General features: G+C 45.7%; 15 protein-coding genes. 6 read left to right on the top strand and 9 right to left on the bottom strand.

Annotation, left to right across the window (positions count from 1 at the left end; translation table 11 throughout):
- Nucleotides 1-140: 140 nt before the first annotated feature.
- Both FW758_RS15420 and FW758_RS15415 read right to left on the bottom strand, forming a co-directional pair.
- Nucleotides 141-1,301 carry an imelysin family protein gene (locus FW758_RS15420; protein ID WP_006085915.1) on the bottom strand — a complete coding sequence of 387 codons (1,161 nt, stop codon included), beginning with the start codon at nucleotides 1,299-1,301 and terminating at the stop codon, nucleotides 141-143.
- 41 nt (nucleotides 1,302-1,342) lie between these two features.
- Nucleotides 1,343-2,749, bottom strand: coding sequence for a hypothetical protein (locus FW758_RS15415; RefSeq protein ID WP_432367992.1), 1,407 nt, complete (start codon nucleotides 2,747-2,749; stop codon nucleotides 1,343-1,345).
- Nucleotides 2,750-3,015: 266 nt separating this feature from the next.
- Here FW758_RS15415 and FW758_RS15410 point away from each other — a divergent pair, with 266 nt between their 5' ends.
- The 4 genes from FW758_RS15410 (at nucleotide 3,016) to FW758_RS15395 (ending at nucleotide 9,548) form a co-directional block, all read left to right on the top strand.
- Nucleotides 3,016-4,224: an MFS transporter gene (locus tag FW758_RS15410; protein WP_006085917.1), complete on the top strand. Its 1,209-nt coding sequence runs from the start codon at nucleotides 3,016-3,018 to the stop codon at nucleotides 4,222-4,224.
- A 212-nt stretch (nucleotides 4,225-4,436) separates the two neighbouring features.
- Nucleotides 4,437-5,276: a TIGR03899 family protein gene (locus FW758_RS15405; protein WP_300476861.1), complete on the top strand. Its 840-nt coding sequence runs from the start codon at nucleotides 4,437-4,439 to the stop codon at nucleotides 5,274-5,276.
- Nucleotides 5,277-5,418: 142 nt separating this feature from the next.
- A complete protein-coding gene (locus tag FW758_RS15400) occupies nucleotides 5,419-7,653 on the top strand; it encodes an EAL domain-containing protein (protein ID WP_446445841.1) in 2,235 nt (744 codons plus the stop codon).
- Nucleotides 7,650-9,548: a sensor histidine kinase gene (locus FW758_RS15395; protein WP_446445840.1), complete on the top strand. Its 1,899-nt coding sequence runs from the start codon at nucleotides 7,650-7,652 to the stop codon at nucleotides 9,546-9,548. Before FW758_RS15400 ends, FW758_RS15395 begins: the two co-directional genes overlap by 4 nt.
- A gap of 257 nt (nucleotides 9,549-9,805) precedes the next feature.
- Here FW758_RS15395 and cysC read toward each other — a convergent pair whose 3' ends face one another.
- The 5 genes from cysC to cobA form a co-directional block, all read right to left on the bottom strand.
- Entirely contained in the window at nucleotides 9,806-10,423 is a 618-nt protein-coding gene (gene cysC / locus FW758_RS15390; RefSeq protein WP_006082881.1) for an adenylyl-sulfate kinase, read from the bottom strand.
- Nucleotides 10,424-10,487: 64 nt separating this feature from the next.
- Nucleotides 10,488-12,212, bottom strand: coding sequence for an SLC13 family permease (locus tag FW758_RS15385; protein WP_446445839.1), 1,725 nt, complete (start codon nucleotides 12,210-12,212; stop codon nucleotides 10,488-10,490).
- A 3-nt stretch (nucleotides 12,213-12,215) separates the two neighbouring features.
- Nucleotides 12,216-13,658, bottom strand: coding sequence for a sulfate adenylyltransferase subunit CysN (gene cysN, locus FW758_RS15380; protein ID WP_446445838.1), 1,443 nt, complete (start codon nucleotides 13,656-13,658; stop codon nucleotides 12,216-12,218).
- Between the two features lie 82 nt (nucleotides 13,659-13,740).
- Nucleotides 13,741-14,649: a sulfate adenylyltransferase subunit CysD gene (cysD, locus tag FW758_RS15375; RefSeq protein ID WP_446445837.1), complete on the bottom strand. Its 909-nt coding sequence runs from the start codon at nucleotides 14,647-14,649 to the stop codon at nucleotides 13,741-13,743.
- A gap of 134 nt (nucleotides 14,650-14,783) precedes the next feature.
- Nucleotides 14,784-15,629: a uroporphyrinogen-III C-methyltransferase gene (cobA, locus tag FW758_RS15370; protein ID WP_446445836.1), complete on the bottom strand. Its 846-nt coding sequence runs from the start codon at nucleotides 15,627-15,629 to the stop codon at nucleotides 14,784-14,786.
- Nucleotides 15,630-16,074: 445 nt separating this feature from the next.
- Here cobA and FW758_RS15365 point away from each other — a divergent pair, with 445 nt between their 5' ends.
- Together FW758_RS15365 and FW758_RS15360 are read left to right on the top strand one after the other, a co-directional pair.
- A complete protein-coding gene (locus FW758_RS15365) occupies nucleotides 16,075-16,959 on the top strand; it encodes a phospholipase A (RefSeq protein WP_311998933.1) in 885 nt (294 codons plus the stop codon).
- 193 nt (nucleotides 16,960-17,152) lie between these two features.
- Complete coding sequence (locus FW758_RS15360) at nucleotides 17,153-18,709, top strand: S41 family peptidase (RefSeq protein WP_446445835.1); 1,557 nt, start codon at nucleotides 17,153-17,155, stop codon at nucleotides 18,707-18,709.
- Nucleotides 18,710-18,797: 88 nt separating this feature from the next.
- On the opposite strand, the gene FW758_RS15355 is transcribed toward FW758_RS15360, so the two are convergent.
- A complete protein-coding gene (locus tag FW758_RS15355; RefSeq protein ID WP_446445834.1) occupies nucleotides 18,798-20,534 on the bottom strand; it encodes a hypothetical protein in 1,737 nt (578 codons plus the stop codon).
- Between the two features lie 339 nt (nucleotides 20,535-20,873).
- Nucleotides 20,874-21,659: a monofunctional biosynthetic peptidoglycan transglycosylase gene (mtgA, locus tag FW758_RS15350; RefSeq protein ID WP_446445833.1), complete on the bottom strand. Its 786-nt coding sequence runs from the start codon at nucleotides 21,657-21,659 to the stop codon at nucleotides 20,874-20,876.
- Between the last annotated feature and the right edge of the window lie 561 nt (nucleotides 21,660-22,220).

Raw genomic sequence — 22,220 nt, 5'->3', positions numbered from 1 at the left:
AATAAAATGACAAAGCAGCAACTATGCAATTGCATCCTTGCTGCTTAAGACATAACTCACCAAACGGGTTCCGTCGTTTAGCGTCATTTCATGACAATGCCAAGAACCTCTATCGCCTTAGCATTGCTCTGAATATGAAATTAAGATTTCCAACGAGAAAGTAATGGTATGACATCAGACTCAAGTGTGGTTTTCAGCTTAGTCAAGGCATCCACAGCCACTTGAATTCGCGCTCTTCCCGCATCATCTTTAATCGCTTGGCGGAAAGGCTGTTGATTGCTGCCGGCAATAGCGCGGATCTTGATAATGGCATCATCGATTTCACTGCTAACACGTGTCGCTAAGTTCGCATCGGCAGCGGCCACGAAGTTAATGATGCCCTGACGATCACTGTTACCGGTAAACTCTCCTTGATATACATTTCGTACACCAATGATGTTATTGGCAAAGTCATCTAATGAGTTCCAAGAATATTGCGACTCCACCTTTGAAGTATCAGCGGTGGCAAGGGAATCACCAAAGGGATCAGCAATCTTACCGTTACCGACCTCATCGACAATCGCAATCATGCCATTGATCAACTCTTCAACTACAGCCAATTGCGATGAGTAAATAGTATTGCCTGCTACACCGGGATTCTTCAGCAACTCAGCGTAGGGTTTAGCGGCAGCATCTTGCGGATTGTGGTTTATCTGCCAAGCATCGTCGAGCTGCTTAGTGTAATCACGGAACACTTCGGCCAGTGCAATGAGATACTCACGTTCTTTTGCTGTTAACTGACTGATAGGTTTAGTATTACCATTCACACCATCGCCGAATAATAAAAATTCAATGGTATGAAAACCTTGTACATCATCGTTCCAGCCCTTAATCGTCTCAGCATCAAAACCTGAGTTAGTATTTAGCTGTGTTTGTAGATCGGTCGTATTGAGTGGCCAGCTATCAAGATGTGGATCGATGCTAAGTGAGTCAACTGGGCCAAAAATATGTGATTCACCTTGTTCCCAAGGTAAACGTGCCGCTTTCCACGCAGCTTGAGCTGCGTCTAAATCCGCTTGTGCTGTTGAGTTAGTTAGCTTCTGAGTCGCCAGTAAAAGTGCTTCCGCTTTCGCGGCTAAGTCCGCATAACCAGCCACGATAACGTCATCGGTCAAGTTAATGATCATCTCAGTGGCGGCGTAACTAAAGCGATTATCCGGTGTAGTTGGTGTTGTGGGCGTTGAATCATCCGATCCAGAACCACCACAGGCAGCTAAGGTACTCATAAGGGCGATGGCTATTGCCGTTTTACGTAATGTCATAGTGCTTAATGTCCTATTTGTTCCATCAAAAGTGAATGTGACTAGAGCGAAAATTGATAACCCACGCCAAGGGCGAAGAAATTAGTATCTGGAATGCTCGCGACAGCCACTTGTTGTAAGCCTGCTTCCGCTTTAATCACTATCTGTGGGATAGGGAAATAGTTAATACCGACACTGGTCCAAGTATTTTCAAAACGCTGAGTCGCTGTGCCAGTTTCGACTTCCATCAAAGGATTGGAATAATCTATGTTGGCAAATACGGTTAACGGAAGAGAGGTGAAATGATTCAAATCGATGCCAGCTTCAACAAAGAAAGCCTGTGACTGCGATCCTAACTGTGCGAAGTTACCGGGCCTTAAGCCTGGCGTTGTTTTATTTGCTTGAGTAATGGCATCGCTGTCGCTCAAGGTACCGTAGAGATACTGACCGCGTAAGATCCAAGGACCTTCAACATAAGCCGCTGCGACGGACACTATGCTAACTGTGCCATCCACATTGATTTTATTACTCTTGTGACGATTACCACTGGTATTGCCATAGTAGTAAGCGACACCAACGGCGGAACCTTTTTTAAAGTTGCCGTAATCTAGACGTCCTGCAAATGCTAAATCGTCGCCATTAACATGCTCGAAGCGTTTTTGATGACCCGATGCAGCCCAATCATAGGTTCTAAAATATTCTGAATTGAGACCACTGATAATTTGGGCCTGATAGTGGAAATCGGCCATTTCACCATATATTCCGATACCGTTTTCATTCCAAACAGCGGGGATCATGGCGGCTTCGCTTCGATGACGCATCACGGTAAGATATTGATTTGGTTTGTGCAGCATACTGGTCAAGCCAATAGGAACATGGATATTACCAAATTTAATACCAAAGGCTTTAGACGGACGATAACGCAGCTCAGCCTTTTCGATCATCACCTCTCCGCCAGCTTCGACTTCTGTTTCAAATTCACCGAACTCATCAAAACCATCGTATTCTAAAGCGACGCCTGTGCCACCATGCTCATACTCTATCTCGACTTCCATGCTCCAAGCATCGGTAAATTGATAGCCAAACTCAGTGACAACACGTTCTAAATCGAAACGATTACGGCGCTCTGGTGTGGTGTCTTGGACGTTATCAAAGTACTCATCACTGGTATAAACGGCGGTACCGTAGGATTCAAATGAAAACTTGCTAAGTTTATCGGCGGCGGTTTCAACACGATCTACCGCGACACTGGTCTTAGCTTGATAGTCTGTCTGCTGAACTTGCTGCTGTTTCTGTTGCGCAGCTAATTCTGATAACTGCTGCTTTAATTCTTGTAATTGAGCCTCTTGCCTTGCGATAGCCTGCTCTAAAATCGCAGGGTCCGTCGCTGCCTGTGCAGTACAATTAACACTACCTATGAACGCAGTGACCATGATGGCCAATGAACTCAACTTTAACTCTGCTCTCATTTCTTTCTCCGCGCTGTGTAACAGCTTCCCCGTAAATGCGCGAACAAAATAGATCAATTGAGAATGATTTGCATTAGAATTTACAATTAAATTTACAAACAAATTACATTAGTATCTGATTGTATACCGGATCTGACGGCCGTATTTTTATTCAAAGAAATCGCTATCTTGATTCATAAACCACACACTCGTTAAGCGTTAAGTGATCTAGCCTATTAGCCAAAAAAGCATTAGCATTTGCACACTTATCGCCTGAGTCCATATCCATGAAATCCATTCAAACCAAAGATCCTAAAGCACTCTTGCTGTGGATGACCTTTGTAATGTCGCTCGTGTTTGCCGTTTGGCAGGCACTGCTCAATAACTTCGTGATTGAAAAAGCCCAGTTCACCGGTGCTGAAATCGGCATGTTACAAAGCCTGCGCGAGATCCCGGGTTTCTTGGCATTCACCGCCATTTTTGTGCTTTTACTCATTCGAGAACAAGCCTTCGCCCTACTCTCGCTGGCCTTGTTATGCATTGGCGTGGCGGTGACAGGTTTCTTTCCTCAAGTCATCGGCCTGTATCTGACGACGGTGTTGATGTCTGTTGGGTTTCACTATTTTGAAACCATCAACCAATCACTGACGCTGCAGTGGGTCGATAAAAAAGATGCCGCGGGTTTTATGGGGAAAGCGCTGGCGTGGCGCTCGGCCGCAGCCTTAGTGGGTTATGCCAGTATTTGGTTAGTGATGACCTGGTTGAAGTTAGACTATCAACACATGTATCTGATTATTGGTGCGTTAGGTCTGGTCATGGTGCTAACCATGACTTGGTATTACCCTAAATTTGAGACTACGGAAGTACAACATAAGAAAATCATTCTGCGTAAGCGCTATTGGCTCTATTACCTGCTGACCTTTTTCTCGGGTGCGAGACGACAAATCTTTATGGTGTTTGCGGGCTTTATGATGGTCGAAAAGTTTGGTTATAGCGTGAGTGAAATTACCGCGCTGTTCTTAATAAACTATGTCGTCAATCTGCTGTTTGCGCCTGCGATTGGGCGGTTTATTGGCCGAATTGGTGAGCGTAATGCGCTGACAGTGGAATACGTCGGACTCATCATAGTCTTCATCAGTTACGCCTTAGTCGAGCAAGCACACATGGCGGCAGCGCTGTATGTGATCGACCATTTACTGTTTGCTATGGCTATCGCGATGAAAACCTATTTTCAAAAAATCGCCGACAGCAAAGATATTGCCGCCACTATGTCGGTCAGTTTCACCATTAATCACATTGCCGCTGTGATTATTCCTGTGCTTTTGGGCTTATTATGGTTAACCGATCCCGCCTTGGTATTTTACATAGGCGCAGGCTTTGCCGTATGTTCGTTAATTCTGGCGCTCAATGTACCGCGCCATCCTGAACCGGGTAATGAAACCTTATGGTCTTGGACGAGCAAAAAAGCGAAATCCATCGCTAAAGCGGTCGAATAAAGCGGCATAATAACGGGCCTAGGAATAAGCTAAGCTCAATGTAGAGTCTAGACCTGAACGCTAAAGCGATCGCCATCTAAGCTAGGCACTCAAGCGAGCTATTCAAACAAGATACTCAAGTTAAATGCTAAAGCTAGGCAAACAAGTTAGACAGATAAAGGTGAGCGCTATGCCCTCACTTCACCCCTAATGCAGGCTCAAGGATTAACGCGATGAAGGATTCAGATATTTTAATGTTGGCAGAAGATGGCGAGTCAACATCCGAGGCATCTGCTCGCAAGAAAGCCCTGCTACTCGGCCGTCAATTAGGCTTAGCCAGTGAGCAAGAATATCGCCCTGCGAATGCTTCCATCGCCGAACGCGCCCAACATAGAGCCCGCAAATTATCGAGCCAGTATCAAGCCAATGTGGAAACCATTTTTGCCTTAGCCCTCAGTTATACGCCATCGGATGTGACTGGAGTCGATCTCGATCCCGATTGGAGTCATCAATTCTTTTTGATGGCGGAGCAAATCCATAACCGTAGGATGCAAGACTTGTGGGCACGGATATTATCGAGCGAGATAGTCAATCCCGGCAACTTCAGTCTGCGCACCTTAGCGCTACTCAAGCAACTGACCCACAGGGAAGCACAAATTCTTGAAAAGGCCCTTGGCATGGCGGCTAAGGTCAATAGCGAACAGCGTCTAAAACTCATCAGTGGCTACCGCTTGTCGGGTGGGATTGGCCAATATTTCCGTAAAACAACCTCAGTCAATTTAGGTTTATCCCAGTTTGGCCTACCCTACTCCAGCATTCTGACCTTAGTCGATGCGGGTATACTGCACAGCAGCGAGTTCGAAACTGGTTTACTCAACAATAAAACCCCCATTCAATTTGCCCTGCAAGGCATACAAATGAAGCTTACGCCCAAGAGCGGTAATCTGCTTTTTAGTTATTATCGCTTAACACCGATTGGTGATGAACTCGCCCAACTCGTGCAACCTAAGCCAGATCAAGAATACCTCAAGGCCCTGCAACTCTTGTTCGCTAAGGATTTTAAGATCGAGTAGCGACATAATCGCTTATATTATTGACTAATAAAAATATTTGCTTGAATAAACTCCATCTGTCGCAAATACTCTATGTATAAAAAATGCTCGTTTTATTTGCTGAGTGAATAAGGATGCGAATGGCATCTCAAGGATGGAGAGAATGATTAGTCAAGAACAAGATGTCTTTTTTTTAGACGAACAGTCTTCACCACAACACCTCGAAAATCAAAAAACAGTCAAAATACTCGCGGTGGACGATGACTCAAACTTCCAACGTTCAACCGCCTTTGCGTTATCTACCCTCACCGTTCTCGGCTGCAAAATTGAGCTCACCCAAGCATTTAGTTATGCAGAAGCTTGCCAAGTATTAGCGAAGGAAAATGATTTTGCGATCGCCTTAGTCGATGTGGTGATGGAAACCGAAGATGCAGGGCTACGTTTGGTGCGTGGTATTAGGGAAGTACTCGGCAACGAAAAAATCCGCATTATTCTGCTTACAGGTCAGCCAGGCATGGCCCCTATTTTCGACGTGATGCGTGATTACGACATCAACGACTATTGGACTAAATCTGAGTTATCGGCCGATAGGCTGCAAACTATCCTCACTACGAGTCTGCGTTCATATCAACAAATTAGCAGTATTGCCAATGCTAAGCGTGGCTTGCAACTGATTGCCGAGTCCAGCGGCGCACTCTACACCTCACGCAATATCAAAGAGCTTTCCGGCAAGATGTTGCGCCAGTTATCGACCTTATTGAACCTGCCCCATGGTGGCATTGTGTGCGTGAAATCAATGGGGGAATTAACTGAACAGGGTATTTCCCACCAAATCATTGCCGCATCGGGCGAGTTTGAACCTTATTTTGGCTATGCTTTACAGCAGCTTGAGCAGCAACACATACGGGCACAACTTGAACTTTGCCTGAGCCGCAGGGAATCCCGTATCGAAAATGACTTTACTTGCCTCTTCTTCCCCGACGAACTCGCAGGCGCCGATTACTCCGTTTATTTAGCCACTGGCAGACCACTGGATATCACGGAAACTGAAATGATCCGTGTGTTTAGCATGAATATTTGTGGCGGCCTGCATAGCGTGTCGCTCATGAGCCAACTAGATAAGATTGCTTTTGAAGATCCGCTCGTCAAAATCCCTAATCTCAACGTGTTGCTCCGCACCTTAGAAGGCGTGCTGGCGGAAGATATTCGCGAAAAATTTAATTTATTGATTATTGATATTGATAAGTTTTCCGACTTTAATCGTGTATTTGGTTCGCCCCAAGGTAACGAGATGCTCAAACACGTTGCCTCTTGTTTGCGCGAACACTTTGATGCTTGTGTGTTAGTCGCTCGCCTCAAGGATGATAAATTTGCCGTGCTCGGCCCTAAAACCTTAGTCACCGCTGACATTATTAGTCGACTGTTTATTCAACCCTATCAACAGGGAAAATCGAAGATCACGGTCAATATCAGCACTGTCACACTGCCGCTAGAATTAGCCGATGGCACTGCGGTTGACGCCATAACGCAAGTCAACATGGCCCTGAAAACCGCCAAAAAGTTAGGTATTAGACAACATGTGACTTACCAACAAGCCAATGATGATAATGTGGCCTATCACTTTGAACTCTTACAAGCGCTGCAACACAGTATTACCTGTAATGACATCCATATTGCACTGCAGCCGCAAGTATGTATTAAAACGGGTGAAGTCGTCGGGGTTGAAGCGCTGGCTCGCTGGACCTTGCCCAATGGTCAAAATGTGCCGCCGTTGGATTTTATCCCCATTGCCGAAGCGACAGGTTTGATCACCCAACTCGGTGAGCAACTATTCGTGCAATCTTGCCAAGCACTCTGCACACTCAATGAGGCGGGTTATACCAATTTGTGTATGGGTGTGAACTTATCGGCCATGCAGTTCGAACAGGAGAACATAGTCGATATTTTAAAGCAGCACATTGCCGACGCTAACATGCCTCTAGGTCAGATAGAAGTAGAAGTCACTGAATCGATTGCGATGCAAAATTTCGAAACCATCCGCAAGCAGTTAAATGACTTACGCTCGATAGATATTAGAGTCGCGATTGACGATTTTGGTACCGGATTTTCCTCATTAGCCTATCTCAGCAAACTGACCTTCGACCGCATTAAGATTGATAAATCCTTTATCGACAATGTCACCTCAGATGATGGCGCCGCTGCGATAGTCGATAGCATTATCTTGTTAGGACAGCGCTTCCACATGAATGTGATTGCCGAAGGCGTCGAGACTAAAGAGCAAGCGAAATGGCTAAGCGACCGCGGCTGCCACGATGCCCAAGGCTACTTTTATGCTAAGCCCATGCCACTACCGGAGTTATTAACTTGGCTTAAAAACTACCAAAAAACACCACTATGACAGCGCCATCGCAATTGACTCAGCCTACCTTCTGGGGCTACTGGCTCAGATTCATGCTGCCGTGGTTATTGTTGGTGCCCATACTCACCACTTTGCTTTATCAAAAGCGCCATGAAGATGCCATGGTGCCCTTATACCAAGAGGCGAACACCCTTTTAGGTGATGCCGCTAAAACCATTGCCTACCATATTGGTAATATTAAGCGCGACGCCCTATTTCTTGCTAAATATCAAACACTCCTCGATGCGGCGGCGGGAAATGAGCAAGATCTCACTCAGGTCGAACATTTCTTCGAGAGCTTTAGTGCCGCATCACAAAACTACGATCAAGTACGTTGGCTCGATAATAACGCCTTAGAAAAAGTCAGAGTCAATCTTGTCCAGAATCTCCCACACATAGTTGCTAAACCATTATTGCAATTGAAGGCTAAGCGATATTACGCCATCCAGAGTTTAAGCTTAGCCCCTAATAGTTTTTACTTTTCGCCCTTAGATTTGAATGTCGAAAAGGGAGAAATAGAAAACCCAATCAAGCCCGTATTAAGAGTCACCACTCCCGTGTTTTTACCTTCGGGCGAGCGCCAAGGCTTTATTGCCCTCAATTTCCTCGCCCAATCCATGTTAGACGCCATTGCCAAGATTACGGCTAACAGCAATGTCGAGCTTTCACTGCTGAATAAAGAGGGTTACTGGCTACTCTCATCCAATCCAGAACTCACCTGGGCATTTATGTTTAATCGCCCGGAATTAACCTTAGCTAAGCTCAATCCCGATGCTTGGCAACAGATTACCCAAGATAGCGAAGGTGCCTTTATCACCCCCGAAGGGCTCTGGGATTATGAAAATGTACAAGATGCGACCAACACTTCTGACCAAGATTGGAAACTTGTGATACGGGTTCCCAATGATCAACTCTCAAAGATTAATCAACGCAGCCTGCTGGAAGCGCTCAGTCTTGGGATTTTATTGCTGTTACTCGGCGGTGGGATCTGTTGGCGCGCTGCAAAGTCCATGCGAGAACGGGACAAATTGAATCAAGAGTTAACCGAGCAACAGCAAAAACTCACCCAATCCAATGCCGCGTTAGCCGAATCGTTACAGCACTTACACGACACTCAGCAACAACTCATCGAGACGGGAAAACTCTCATCCTTAGGCATGATGGTGGCGGGCGTCGCCCATGAACTCAATACCCCAGTCGGCGCAGCACAGGTCACGTTATCGAGCATGAAAAATGAATGCACTAAGCTGCAAACCGCCTTCGAAACGGGTCTTAAGCGTTCCGATGTCGACAGTTACTTTATTCACTTCCATGAAGGCGCGGAGATAGTGCAAGCCAACTTAAGCAGAGCCGCGACCTTAGTCAGTAGCTTCAAACGCTTAGCCGTCGATAGAACAAGGGAGGAGCGCCGTAGTTTTAAGCTCACGAGTCTCGTTCAAGACATGCTACATACCTCATGGCTGCGGATGAAGAAGCAATCCCATGAGCTCGAAATCGACGTTGATGCCAATATCGAACTGAACAGCTACCCAGGCGCACTCGGACAATCCCTTGAAAACCTCGTCACCAATGCGATAACCCACGCCTTCGAGGGAAGAGTAAATGGTCAGATAAAAATTTCAGCGCAGATGATAGAAGAGCAAATAGTCGAAATCACAGTCTCAGACAATGGCATAGGGATGAGCGAGGAAACGATGAAACAAATCTTCGATCCCTTCTTTACTACTCGTAGGGGAAATGGTGGAACTGGGCTGGGTTTACACTTAACCTATCAACTTGTCAGCCAACTTCTTGGCGGGAAAATTACGGTCAGCAGTACGTTAGGTAAAGGCAGCGTTTTCAGTCTGGCAATTCCAGTAACAGCCCCAGAAACCGCCGAGCTGAACCTGAATTAACCGATTATACGCAACGGCGATAGATAGCCAATATGCTGGCCGAATGTGATGCTAAAACTTGATGTCTAAACATGATGCTTGAACTATGGTGTTTGAATATAGTGTTTGAGCATAGCGCTTGAACCATGTTGCTTGAATATCTGCATTGAACATAGCGGACGCATTGCGCTCAAAACAAAACAGGAGCCCAAGGCTCCTTTTTTTTATGACCATTCAATCACTTGCTAAGGTATGGCTAGGCATAACTAGTCATAACTCTAGGCGAGCGCTTTAGCCTTATCGGCATTGATAACATTGATTGCCGTCAGATAATCAATTAAAGCGCGCACTTGAGTCGCTAAATCGCCTTTGCTGGTATCTATGGTCAATTCTGCCGCTAATGGCGCTTCATAGGGTGATGAAATACCAGTGAAATTACTGATTTCACCACTGCGTGCTTTCACATATAACCCCTTAGGATCACGCTGCTCGCACACACTTAATGGCGTCGACACATGCACTTCAATGAACTGACTGGCAGGGAAACGGGCACGAATGCTATCGCGCTCCTCACGAGTAGGGGAAATAAAGGCCGATAACACCACAAGCCCAGCATCCACCATTAATTTGGCCACTTCGCCGACACGGCGCAGGTTCTCGTCACGGTCTTCAACCGTAAACCCTAAGTCTTTACACAGGCCATGGCGCACATTATCACCATCAAGCAAATAAGTGTGGAATCCCGCCTCAAATAACGCCCGCTCTAATGCACCCGCCAATGTCGACTTGCCCGCGCCAGACAGTCCGGTAAACCACAGTAATACTGGATTTTGGCCTTTCTGTTCGGCTCTGGCGGCTTGATCTACAGGATGTTGATGCCACACGATATTTGTCATAAAAACTCCTCAATCCCCATGCTGTTAAACGGCTCACACAAGGGCAATAAACTCAAGCTAATCACTAAAATGGAAAGATGATCGGCACCATAAATATCACTATCAGGGAATACAGCACAGATAACGGCAATCCTAGGCGGACGAAGTCACTGAAGCGATAATTACCCGCGTTAAATACCATCAAATTGGTTTGATAGCCGTAGGGTGAAATAAAGCTCGCGCTGGCACCAAAGACCACGGCCATAATAAAGGGTCTTGCATCGACACCGTAATTAAGCGCAATCGCGTAGGCGATGGGGAAAGCTAGCGCTGCGGCAGCATTATTGGTAACTAATTCAGTCAACAACAAGGTCATAAAATACACACCGACAAAAGCGCCAAACACCCCATAACCATTGATAACCGAGAGCAATCCTTGGGCTAAACTGTCCGCAAGGCCAGTGCTCATCATCAAGTTAGCGAGCCCTAACGCACTCCCCACTATCACCACTAATTCCAATGGAAAACGGCGTTTAAGCTCAGCCAAAGTGACAGCGCCAATAACAAAATAACTCAGCAGCAGGAGCACTAAACCTTTAGCCAATGGCAATACACCGGTGACACTCAAAACGATCGTGACCGCAAAGCCGAGCAATACCCAACGACCACGGCGACTGTCTAAGCGCACATTCAAATCTAAGCCGCTGATCGCCGCAAATTCTGAACTCAATTTTGCGCTATTGCTGAAACCATCGCCTGGCGTCAATAACAACACATCACCGGGTTGCAGAATAATGTCGCCAAGCCCGCCCTTCAGCGGATGATTGCCGCGGCGAATAGCCATCACGGCCGCATCGAACTGTTCACGAAAACGTGACTCTTTCAACGAACTGCCGACTAAACTAGATGATGGCGCGAGCACAGCTTCAACTAAATTTTGTCCCTTAGCTTGATGCTTACCAAACCAATCTAATCCATCGAATTGATGCAATAACTCAACCGATTCCACCGCGCCACTGAAGCGCAGCACGTCGTCCGCTTGCAGCACTAACTGGGGCGGCACAGGGCAAATACAAATGCCGCTGCGTTCTAGTTCAACCAGATATAACTTCTTCAGCGCCCTGAGTTTGTTATCGACCACACTGCGACCCACTAAGGACGAGCCTTTTGCCACATGGGCTTCAAGCAAATAAGGGAGCGCCTCTTCACCCGACTCTTCCCGTCTATCTGGTAAAATGTTCGCTAGTAAGATCAATAACAACATACCAGCGACGACGATCACAACCGCGACCGGCGTGAACTCGAAAAAACCTAAGGCGGGTAAGCCGGCGTTTTCCACAAAGGAGTTCACAATCAAGTTGGTCGAGGTACCAATCAGGGTCAGTGTGCCACCTAAAATTGCCGCATAATTTAACGGCAATAATAACTTAGCGGGTGCGTGTGCTTGATTGCGACGCACAACCCCGATAAGCGACGCCACCACCGCAGTGTTATTGGTAAAGGACGACAGCAAGGCGGTCGATAGCCCAAGCTTTGCCATTGTCATAGGCAAAGAACTATTGCCTATGACTTGACTCAACTTTCCCAGCAGGGAGGTTTTTTCTAACGCCGTCGCGGCCAATACCAACAGGACGAGTGTGACTAAGCCAATATTTGTAAAGCTTGTTAATGCGGTATCGAGCGCAACCATGCCAAGCAAGTAACAGAGCAAAAATGCAAATAAAAACAATACCGCTGGATTGATACGGCCGCTAATTAAGCCAGCCACAAGACCTAAAAAAATAATCGCTAACAGCCACAAGTCACTCACAAATTAAGCTCCAAGCTTAGAGATATCTATCGCTTGCCAATGTGGGTAGTGTTTACGCACTAAGGCATTAAACTCAACTTCAAAGGCACTAAATTGTGATGCTGTTTGTTTGTTAACATGCTGACCCGATACCACCATCACTGCGGCAACCGTCGCATTGCTCAGGCGATCGATTAAGATCATTCCGCCGGTATCGCGTACTAACGAATACGCATCGAACACTATGTCTTCGGTCAGCTCTAAGGTCACGCGAGCAATCGCGTTTAACCCAAGTGTATCCGTCGCGCTGCGCGCTAAGGTATTAACATCAACCACATAATCGATAGCCCTCACAGAGGCTTGCGTCTTCTTACCGGCCACTTTGATGTCGTATAACTGGCCGAGTTGTAATGGCTTTTCATCCATCCACACTATGTCAGCGCTGATCACGTTAGCGACGGCAGGTGCAGAATCCGGTCTTGCCAGTAAATCGCCACGGGAAATATCAATTTCATCTTCCAGCGTGATAGTCACAGCTTGGCCAGCAACCGCTTCTTGTATGTCACCATCGAAGGTCACAATACGTTCAACCTTGCTGCGTTTGCCCGATGGCAAAGCGACTAACTCGTCACCGACATTGATAATGCCAGAGGCTAAAGTGCCTGCAAAACCGCGAAAATCTAAGTTAGGACGCGACACATATTGCACCGGAAAACGCACTGGCAATGAGCTGAGTTCACGTTGCGTATCAATAGTTTCTAGCAGTTCAAGCAGAGTACCACCTTGATACCAGTCGCTTTGAGTACTACGCTCAACCACGTTGTCACCATTAAGCGCCGATAACGGCACAAAGTGGATATCGAGGTTACCGAAATCTTTCACAAAATCCGTAAAGTCAGCACGAATGCGATTGAATACTTGCTCGTCAAACCCAAGCAAATCCATCTTGTTCACGGCAACAACGAAGTGACGAATCCCCAGTAATGACGCGATAAACGCATGGCGTTTAGTCTGAGTCTGCACGCCGTAGCGGGCATCGACTAAGATCACCGCCAAATCACAGGTCGATGCACCCGTTGCCATGTTGCGCGTGTACTGCTCATGCCCTGGGGTATCGGCGATGATGAACTTACGCTTATCACTTGAAAAGTAACGGTAAGCCACATCGATAGTGATGCCCTGCTCGCGCTCGGCTTGCAGACCATCCACCAGCAAGGCTAAGTCGATAGCTTCACCTGTGGTGCCCATCTTAGCGCTGTCGCTCTTTAGACTCGCCAATTGATCTTCATAGATTTGGGCGCTGTCGTGTAACAGACGGCCGATTAAGGTACTCTTGCCGTCATCCACACTGCCACAGGTTAAAAAGCGCAGTAAGCCTTTGTTCTGCTGCTGAGCTAGATATTCTTTCACACCATGGAGGGTAATTTCTGCCGCCATGCGATTGGTTTTATTGACCGCTTTGTCCATCTTATTCTCACTCTTGATCTGCTTGGCTACAGGTCGCGCTTTACCAACGCACCTTCGCGAAATAGGGTTAACCTTGCCGAGATTAGAAGTAGCCTTGACGCTTCTTCTGCTCCATCGAGGCACTTTGATCTGAGTCGATCAATCGGCCCTGACGTTCGCTTGAACGGGTTAACAGCATTTCTTCAATAATCTTCTCTAGGCTGTCGGCCTCAGAATGCATGGCGGCCGTAAGTGGGTAACAACCTAAGGTTCTAAAACGCACCACTTCTTCTTTAAACTGCTCGCCCTCGGCTAACTTCATCCGCTCGTCATCGGCCATGATTAACTGACCACCGCGCTCAACCACTTGACGTTTAGCCGCAAAATACAAAGGCACTAACTCAATGTTTTCTTGATAGATATATTGCCAAATATCCAGCTCAGTCCAGTTAGATAACGGGAACACGCGAATACTTTCGCCCTTGTTCACTGCGCCGTTATAGGTGCGCCATAATTCTGGACGTTGGTTTTTAGGATCCCATCTGTGGTGACGGTCGCGGAACGAATACACACGCTCTTTGGCGCGAGATTTTTCTTCATCGCGGCGAGCCCCACCGAAAGCGGCATCGAAACCGTATTGGTTAAGTGCTTGCTTTAAACCTTGGGTTTTCATGATGTCAGTGTGTTTCGCACTGCCATGGTCGAAAGGGTTAATCCCCTGCGCCAACCCTTCTGGGTTGATGTGCGTCAGTAACTCGAAGCCAAATTTCTTTGCCTGGGCATCACGAAACGCGATCATCTCTTTGAATTTCCAACCCGTATCAACATGCAGCAACGGGAATGGGATCTTGCCCGGATAAAAGGCTTTACGCGCTAAGTGCAACATAACGGAAGAATCTTTCCCGATGGAATACAACATCACAGGATTATCGAATTCGGCTGCAACTTCACGAAGGATCTGGATGCTCTCGGCTTCCAGTTGTTGTAAGTGGCTTAATTCACGCCCGGCCATACTATTCTCCGTTTACCTTAAATTCGCTGCGTTACCACAGCATGGGTTAGCTTAATTTTCTTAATATCTTTAACTACTTAGCATCTTTAACTCTTAGTATCTTTAACTGCTAAGTATCTTTAACTGTTTGCGGCTTAGCTTATCGACGCGGCGGCCGAGACTCTAACCGATTGAGTCTGCTCATCACTGGCATGACTCGATTCAACCGCTTCAGGTTTGAACCAATGCAAAGTGTCACTCAGCGCAACCACTTCACCTATGATCATCAAGGCTGGCATTTGTAATTCAGGATCGGCGGCAAGCTGTTCGAGCTCACCTAAACGGCCGATAAAACGACGTTGTTCTTTAGTGGTCGCCTTTGACACTATCGCAACGGGAGTGTCAGGGCTTCGGCCCGCATCGACTAAACCTTGGCGAATAATGCCGGCGTTAAGAATCCCCATATACACGACTAAGGTATTGTTAGGATTAGCATAACCTTGCCAGTCCATAGGGCGACTCTCTAACTGACAATGGCCAGTGATAAAAGTGACGCCTTGGGTATGGTCTCTGTGAGTCAGGGGAATTCCCGCATAGGCCGATGTGCCGCTGGCGGCGGTGATGCCGGGGACGACTTCAAACTCAACCCCCGCTTCAACTAAAGTTTGCAATTCTTCGCCACCACGACCGAAGATAAAAGGATCGCCGCCCTTAAGACGCACCACATTTTTACGGGTGTAGGCTTTAGTCACGAGTAACTGATTAATCTCGTCCTGTGCGGCGCTATGCTTACCCGCACGTTTACCTACGGCAATCTTTTCAGCGTCTTTAGGAATAAGATCGAGGATATCTTGACTGACTAAAGCGTCGTATAGCACTGCATCTGCGGTTTTAAGGATGCGCCAAGCCTTTAACGTCAATAACTCAACGTCACCAGGACCTGCACCCACCAGCCAGACTTTGCCTTTGGCCGCTTGGCCCGGTAAAGATAAAATTTCCATCAGCATCCCCAAGATCACTTTAGTCTGTAGAAATATAGCGCGTCTTATATTCCATAATAAATAGATAATTATTAGTTTTTATATCTTTTAGATATAAAAGAAATCACTGATATCAATTTAAAGTGGAAAAATATTAAGTTTCAAAATCAAAAATGCCTCAACACATTAATAACCAGTTGAATTTAAATAACTTAATATAGATTCATCTGTTATATAAAACGAACACCGCTCAGCTAAGTGTGTGATTCTGGCACTATGTTATTGCCAAAAATTCTACCCAAACCTGCCCCAACAGGGCGAAAACCTCACTAACAAGATAAATTGTCACCAAATGACGCAGAATTTTTACATAACCATAAATTCACTTTCTAATGGTAAGCTGGGCATAACTATCTTTGTTGAGTACGACTGACAAATACACAAATAAGCACATCAAGGAGGGCCGATGAAACGACTTTATTCAGGTATTGCAATGGCAGGGCTATTAGCTTGTACGAGTATAAATGCCGAAGAATCATTAGTAGAAGGAAGAGTCAAAGATGAACTTGCCACGGCAGAACTGCCTTTTGTAATTACACCACATAAAGTGAATTACATTTTACCTGCGACCTATAGCCCAGATCCCAACATGGCACCGTTCGCTGAAGATGCCCTCATCAATCCCTACACCTTGGATGAGTTCGAGGCTAAGTTTCAAATCAGTTTTAAATTCCCTATTTGGTACAATGTCTTTGGTGATAATGGTCATTTATTCTTTGCCTATACCAATCAATCCTATTGGCAGGTTTATAACAAAGACACCTCATCTCCGTTCCGTGAAACCAATCACGAGCCTGAAGTCTTTATGCTGTTTAATAACGATTGGAAAATCGGCAGTGTAACCAATTCCTTTTGGGGCGTTGGTGCTGTGCATCAATCGAATGGTAAATCAGGACCGCTTTCTCGCAGCTGGAATAGACTCTATGCCACTATGATTTTTGATGCCGGTCCACTCGCCTTCTCAACCAAAGTCTGGTGGCGTATTCCTGAGGATGAAAAAACCGATCCGCATCAAGCTCGCGGTGACGATAATCCCAACATTGATGACTACATAGGCAGAGCTGAGTTTATTGGTGTCTATGGTATCGATGAACATAGATTCACCTTAACCCTTAGAACAAACCTAGAAGATATCGACAGAGGTTCAGCAGAAGTAACCTGGAGTTATCCTATCGTCGGCAACTTACGCCTTTATACTCAATACTTTAATGGCTATGGCGAGAGCTTAATCGATTACAACTATCACAACCAACGTATTGGTATCGGGATTTCGCTCAACGATATTCTGTAGCAAATATAAAAGTGACAGAGTACAAAAATCAGCCATAATTTGCTGCTAATCTACAAAACCTGCTGCTAAATTGCTCAGATGGATCTGAGTTTATGGCTCAGCGGGACGATTTACATTGATCCGAATGGCATTTAAGCCGATAGTCGCACACCTTTTTGTGCCCTGAAGCCGCGCCTTAACATCATGGAGGAATATGAGTTTTAGCTACCGCAGCATAGTCATGCTACTCAGTGTCATTATTTTCGCGAGCTTACTTAAGCTCGCGTTTTTTGCTGTGCCAAAAGATAACACTGCACCTATGCTTAATGCGCAAGAGGTACGCCAGGATCTCTATGCCTTATTAGATCAAATCGAGCAACACTCAGCGTTTTATGCGTTAACGCCCGATAAAGCCAGTCCGCAACTCAAGTATATGGCGAGCCTGATTGTCGAGCAGTATCAAGATATGACTCCCAATGATCGCTTTGCCGCTGAAATCACTAAACTACTCAATAGCCTCAAAGATCCCGGCGCTCAAGTACACAACTTCGATGATCAAAGCGGCGATCTCCCGTTAACCTTACGGCCACTCAACGACCAGTGGTTAGCCTTAGATAGCAGTAATAGTCCAATCAACAACGACTTTCCCTTTGTGACTCATATCGACGGTTTACCTATGAGTAAATGGGTAGCAGCCAGCCAAGCCTATTTACCTGAACCTGCAAAACAGAGCCAAGAAATGCAGTTACCTTGGCTGAAAAAACTTAACCTGCTGCGTGAAGATTTAGGGCTCAGCATCAAGCCCTATGTGCTGGTTACGCTGATTAATGATGATCTGCAAACCCAGCAGGTGACTCTCGCCCTGCCAAGCCGCGAACCGCAGACTCAATTAGTGGAAAATAATCAAGAAGATCAGACACAAGATATGAGTGTTTTTGAATTTATTAATCAGTTATCTCAGTTTGAGCGCTCCGAATTTCAAGACACTCCAAATCAATTAGAAACAGTTAACAATACTACGGTCAAACTGAAGATCAGCGATCTGTACGCCTTTGAATTGGATAGAGATCTACAGCAAGAACTGCTCAAGGGTATGACACATCCATTACTGATCATCGACTTACGTGATGCTAGTGGTTTTAGCCCAAAGTTATTGACCTTATTATCGCGATATCAAGATGCTGATTTAAATAACACTTTAGCGCCGAACGTGATGGGATTTGCACACTATCGCCGCTCACCAGAACTGAGAAATGACTATCTGCAGCCACTCAACTTTAAGCCTTTAGCTGCGCTCGAATACAGTGTGCCTCGACTAAAATCCCTCACCCGCAACTTACCCTCAGTCGATGAAGATAAATTCAGCCCTTGGTACGTTCGCACTAAACCTGCGGTGACTCCTGAAGGGCGAAATCGCTTAGCGCTGCTCGTGAGTCCCAAATGCCGCCAAGAATGTGAGTGGATTGCCTATCGCACTAAATCTTGGTCTAGGGCGAATTTGATTGGTGAAAAAACCTCGGGCGACTTTGCTCGACAGTACCATTTTAAACTGCCAAACAGTGGATTAGACATAAGATTCAGTAGTTCATTGACCTATGACGCACAGGGAAAACTCTTGTCAGGTGCTGGGACTGAGCCCGATATTTGGCTTCCCCAAAACAGTGATATTCAATGGCAAGGATTAGTGAGTTTAGTGCGTTCCGCTAAACCAAAAACTCAGATAATTCAAACATCACAACCCACTAAGCTAGCTCAAGCTAAGCTGAATTGAATCAAAAAAAAGAGCCAGCAATCTGCTGGCTCATTTCAAACATTGATTCGTTAACTGATATCAGTTAGCTAAAGAATGGATTCTAGAATTATTTCTTTTCAGTCGCTTTAGAATTGGCAACTGAACCTATAACCAAACCTTGCTTATTCACATCAAAGCTCATTTGAACTCGCATGTTGTAATCTTTAAGCATTTTCATTTCTTCAGGGATTGGCTCGCCGCTCATTTCTAACAACGTCAGCATTGGAGTGAACATCTTGCCGTAGTCAGCAGATAAGCTGTACATGCCATTCGCAGACAGTTTCTCGCCCGCTAATTTGTTTGCCAACGCCAGACCTTTATCACCGCTATACACCACTAAATGCTGACCTTTAATCGCGAGCATAGGCTTAACACCTAACTCAGGAGGCAACATCAATATGGGTGATAAGTCAGTGGCATCGCCGTTATCGGCTAATTGCACTTCGGCCAACATAGGCGCGAAAGGTTTCACCATATTGAACAACATAGATGGATTTTCGGCGCTGAGGCTGACTAACGCATCTAAGCTTTCTAACTTAGGCTCTTGATCTTGTGTGCTCATTTTAAAGTCGAGCAATGAAACGCTCATGCCTTTCACACCGTTCGCCATACCAGTGAACATGCCTAGCATAGCTGGGCTCTGTTGGCTCAACTCAGCTTGCAACTCGGCCAGTGGCGCACAGGTCAATTGCGGCTTTTGCAGATCATCCCAAATAGCCGTTAATGAAGGTGCAACTTCGTTGACATCTAAGCCTATGCCCATAGAGAAAATAGTGCTGTCGATATCCGCCAGATGTGCAGGAATAAAGCCACGCATCTTTTGCATTGCCGCAAGAATCGGTTGATTCTTAGTTTCAACCACAAATGAGGCCGCCATATGGCTTTCTTTTTCTGTCACAGAAAACGCGGTTAAACCCGCAACCGTGCGCGGCCAATTAGCAGCAATGGCGGTTAATTCGGTGCGACATTCAGGTGTTCTAATTTGCGCTAATGGATCTTCACCGACGCTTTCATTAGCAAAAAACTTCGTCAATTGCTTAGATAACATATTGCTATCGGCTGAGGTCAACGCCTTTACAATTTCCACATGGTTGATAAAGCTGATGCTGTCATCTTTAAAACCATGGGTCTTAATAATATCGTCCAATATGCCAGAAGCGGCTAATGACTGCGGCGCCTTCTTAATACCGAATGCCATTTCTAATAATTCAGGCTCGGTAATAGAAGTGCTGAAAGTAATCGTTAATATGCCATCTTTTTGGGCAAATAACAGATCAGCTTTTTCAGTTGAAGCTTCATCCGATAATGCATAAGCGCGATAATCAACATCACCCACTTTACGCATTTCGTGGGTCACGCCACTGTCTTTTTCGGCTTTATCTAATGCAGCCCAAAATGCATCCGCTTGATTGACGTCAATCTTGAATACAGGCAAAGCACCTAGAGTATAGAAATATGGTTTAATTTCATCAGGAAAACCAAAGGTTTTCAACAGTAAGGCTGGCTCTTTAATGCCATCCATATACTGCTGATAAATGCTGACGAAGAACTTACCCATAGGGCTATCCAGCTCACCAAATTCGGCAAGCGCGTTACTTGGATATTGCTGGTAATTTCCAGAAATAGACTGTAAATACGCTTTTAACGGGAAGGGTTTTAGCTGACCCGAAAAAATCGGCGTATCAGCTGGCACATAGTCGAGCAAAGGGTTTGCAGAGGCACTCGAGCCAGCACCATTCTGCGTATACCAATAACCACCCGCACCAGCTGCAATAATTGCCGCGGCAATCACAATCTTTTTCATTTAAGAAACTCCATTTAATGACAATTCAATTTTATGAAATCAATACCTAAAGTAATCCCTAGGTATTTGAATATTTATCCGCTCTTACATATCCCTTACGCAGATAATGCAAAATCAGAAAACTAAGGTATAAATTTTGCCCGATAATTTAACATTAAACCGATACAGAAGCGAACAGGATAGGGAATCAAACCGTTAAAACGCATCAGCGTTAACCTTAATTCAACAGGTTTCCAATCTTATTTCAATTCAGTAATAAAAGATCTTTAAGTCGTCGACGATTAACAAAGTGCCCAATGACACATAAATGCATCTGGGCCAAACTCACACGTCAGACCTTCATCCCGCTTCGTGGACTTTTTTAAGCGTGACGTCACCTAACTGGCGCATTTGTTTGCGGATCCACGCGGAACGCTGCTGCACATAGGACGACGGAGGTGACACTTTATAGCGCCAAGGATTCGGTAAGATAGCTGCAAGTAATGAAGCTTCATATTGGGTCAGTTTTGCCGCAGACTTGCCAAAATAATGCTTTGATGCCGCTTCGGCGCCGTAAATACCTGGGCCAAATTCGACGATATTTAAATACACTTCAAGAATGCGCGACTTATCCCAAGTCAGTTCCATCATTAAGGTAAACCAAGCTTCTAGTCCCTTACGAAAGAAACTGCGGCTAGACCACATAAACAGGTTTTTCGCCGCCTGCTGACTTAAGGTACTGGCTCCGCGAACTTTAGTGCCTTTCTGATTGTATTTCAGCGCCGAGCTTATCGCGGCTAAATCGAATCCCGTATGCTCGGCAAAACGTTGATCTTCTGCGGCGATCACCGCCAATTGTAACTCAGGAGAAATGTGCGCTAAATCGCGCCACTGATGCATGACTTCCCCCATAGGTGCAGGTGGAAATAAGGCGCGCTCAATCCGCCAAGTCCACATGGGTGGATTAACGAATCTGAGTAGAATAACCAATAAGATTGAGCAAATTAATGCCCATACTAATCCCTTGAATAGCCAAGACAATAAACGACGAAAACCACGCTTACGTCTCTGAGGAACAGGGCTATTCGACTTATTGGTACTAGGACGCCTGACATGATCTCGCATCGCATATAAAGGGGCCGTCATTTACACCATCTCATCCGCGCACTCTCGTTTCTGATATCCAGTTAAGCTAATCCATTAGGCATTCTTTACAACAACCAAGGCTTATTAGAAAACCGTTTAAAGCGTTAAGGGAGTTGCGGGCCGATCATGCTACGACAATGGAGGAAATACCAAGGATATCTTACTCGATAATCAAAGATAGGCAGAGAAATAACCACAATAACAAATCACTATTGAATATGGCGAGGGCTTAACTTGACTTGACCTCGGCAGCTTTGACGACAGCTGACCGAGGTTGCAATGGCTGATTAACGAGGGCTAGCAAGTCAATCAAACAGCTTGTTACTCGCTGCTGCGAGTCAGGTTTTCAACGCTTTCACTGCATCCAGTCGAATGATATCAATACACAGCAAACTCAGCCCATAAATACTGATATACAACCACTTAACCTCGAAAAAGACACAAGTCATGTCTATTTCACAGTAAAACCCCTCAAAACCATCTACGGGAACTTCAAAATATAGCTCAGGCTCAACCAATGTGCATAACCCTGTGAGTAAAAATGTACAACATTTTTACTCT

Source organism: Shewanella sp. 1180_01, from assembly GCF_052850535.1.
This window is presented reverse-complemented; position numbering and strand designations above follow the sequence as displayed.

What these genes read in the sequence shown, in the direction of transcription:
- FW758_RS15420 (WP_006085915.1), bottom strand. Translation starts at nt 1,301, where the DNA reads ATGACATTACGTAAAACGGCAATAGCCATCGCCCTTATGAGTACCTTA.
- FW758_RS15415 (WP_432367992.1), bottom strand. Translation starts at nt 2,749, where the DNA reads ATGAGAGCAGAGTTAAAGTTGAGTTCATTGGCCATCATGGTCACTGCG.
- FW758_RS15410 (WP_006085917.1), top strand. Translation starts at nt 3,016, where the DNA reads ATGAAATCCATTCAAACCAAAGATCCTAAAGCACTCTTGCTGTGGATG.
- FW758_RS15405 (WP_300476861.1), top strand. Translation starts at nt 4,437, where the DNA reads ATGAAGGATTCAGATATTTTAATGTTGGCAGAAGATGGCGAGTCAACA.
- FW758_RS15400 (WP_446445841.1), top strand. Translation starts at nt 5,419, where the DNA reads ATGATTAGTCAAGAACAAGATGTCTTTTTTTTAGACGAACAGTCTTCA.
- FW758_RS15395 (WP_446445840.1), top strand. Translation starts at nt 7,650, where the DNA reads ATGACAGCGCCATCGCAATTGACTCAGCCTACCTTCTGGGGCTACTGG.
- cysC (WP_006082881.1), bottom strand. Translation starts at nt 10,423, where the DNA reads ATGACAAATATCGTGTGGCATCAACATCCTGTAGATCAAGCCGCCAGA.
- cysN (WP_446445838.1), bottom strand. Translation starts at nt 13,658, where the DNA reads ATGGACAAAGCGGTCAATAAAACCAATCGCATGGCGGCAGAAATTACC.
- cysD (WP_446445837.1), bottom strand. Translation starts at nt 14,649, where the DNA reads ATGGCCGGGCGTGAATTAAGCCACTTACAACAACTGGAAGCCGAGAGC.
- cobA (WP_446445836.1), bottom strand. Translation starts at nt 15,629, where the DNA reads ATGGAAATTTTATCTTTACCGGGCCAAGCGGCCAAAGGCAAAGTCTGG.
- FW758_RS15365 (WP_311998933.1), top strand. Translation starts at nt 16,075, where the DNA reads ATGAAACGACTTTATTCAGGTATTGCAATGGCAGGGCTATTAGCTTGT.
- FW758_RS15360 (WP_446445835.1), top strand. Translation starts at nt 17,153, where the DNA reads ATGAGTTTTAGCTACCGCAGCATAGTCATGCTACTCAGTGTCATTATT.
- FW758_RS15355 (WP_446445834.1), bottom strand. Translation starts at nt 20,534, where the DNA reads ATGAAAAAGATTGTGATTGCCGCGGCAATTATTGCAGCTGGTGCGGGT.
- mtgA (WP_446445833.1), bottom strand. Translation starts at nt 21,659, where the DNA reads ATGACGGCCCCTTTATATGCGATGCGAGATCATGTCAGGCGTCCTAGT.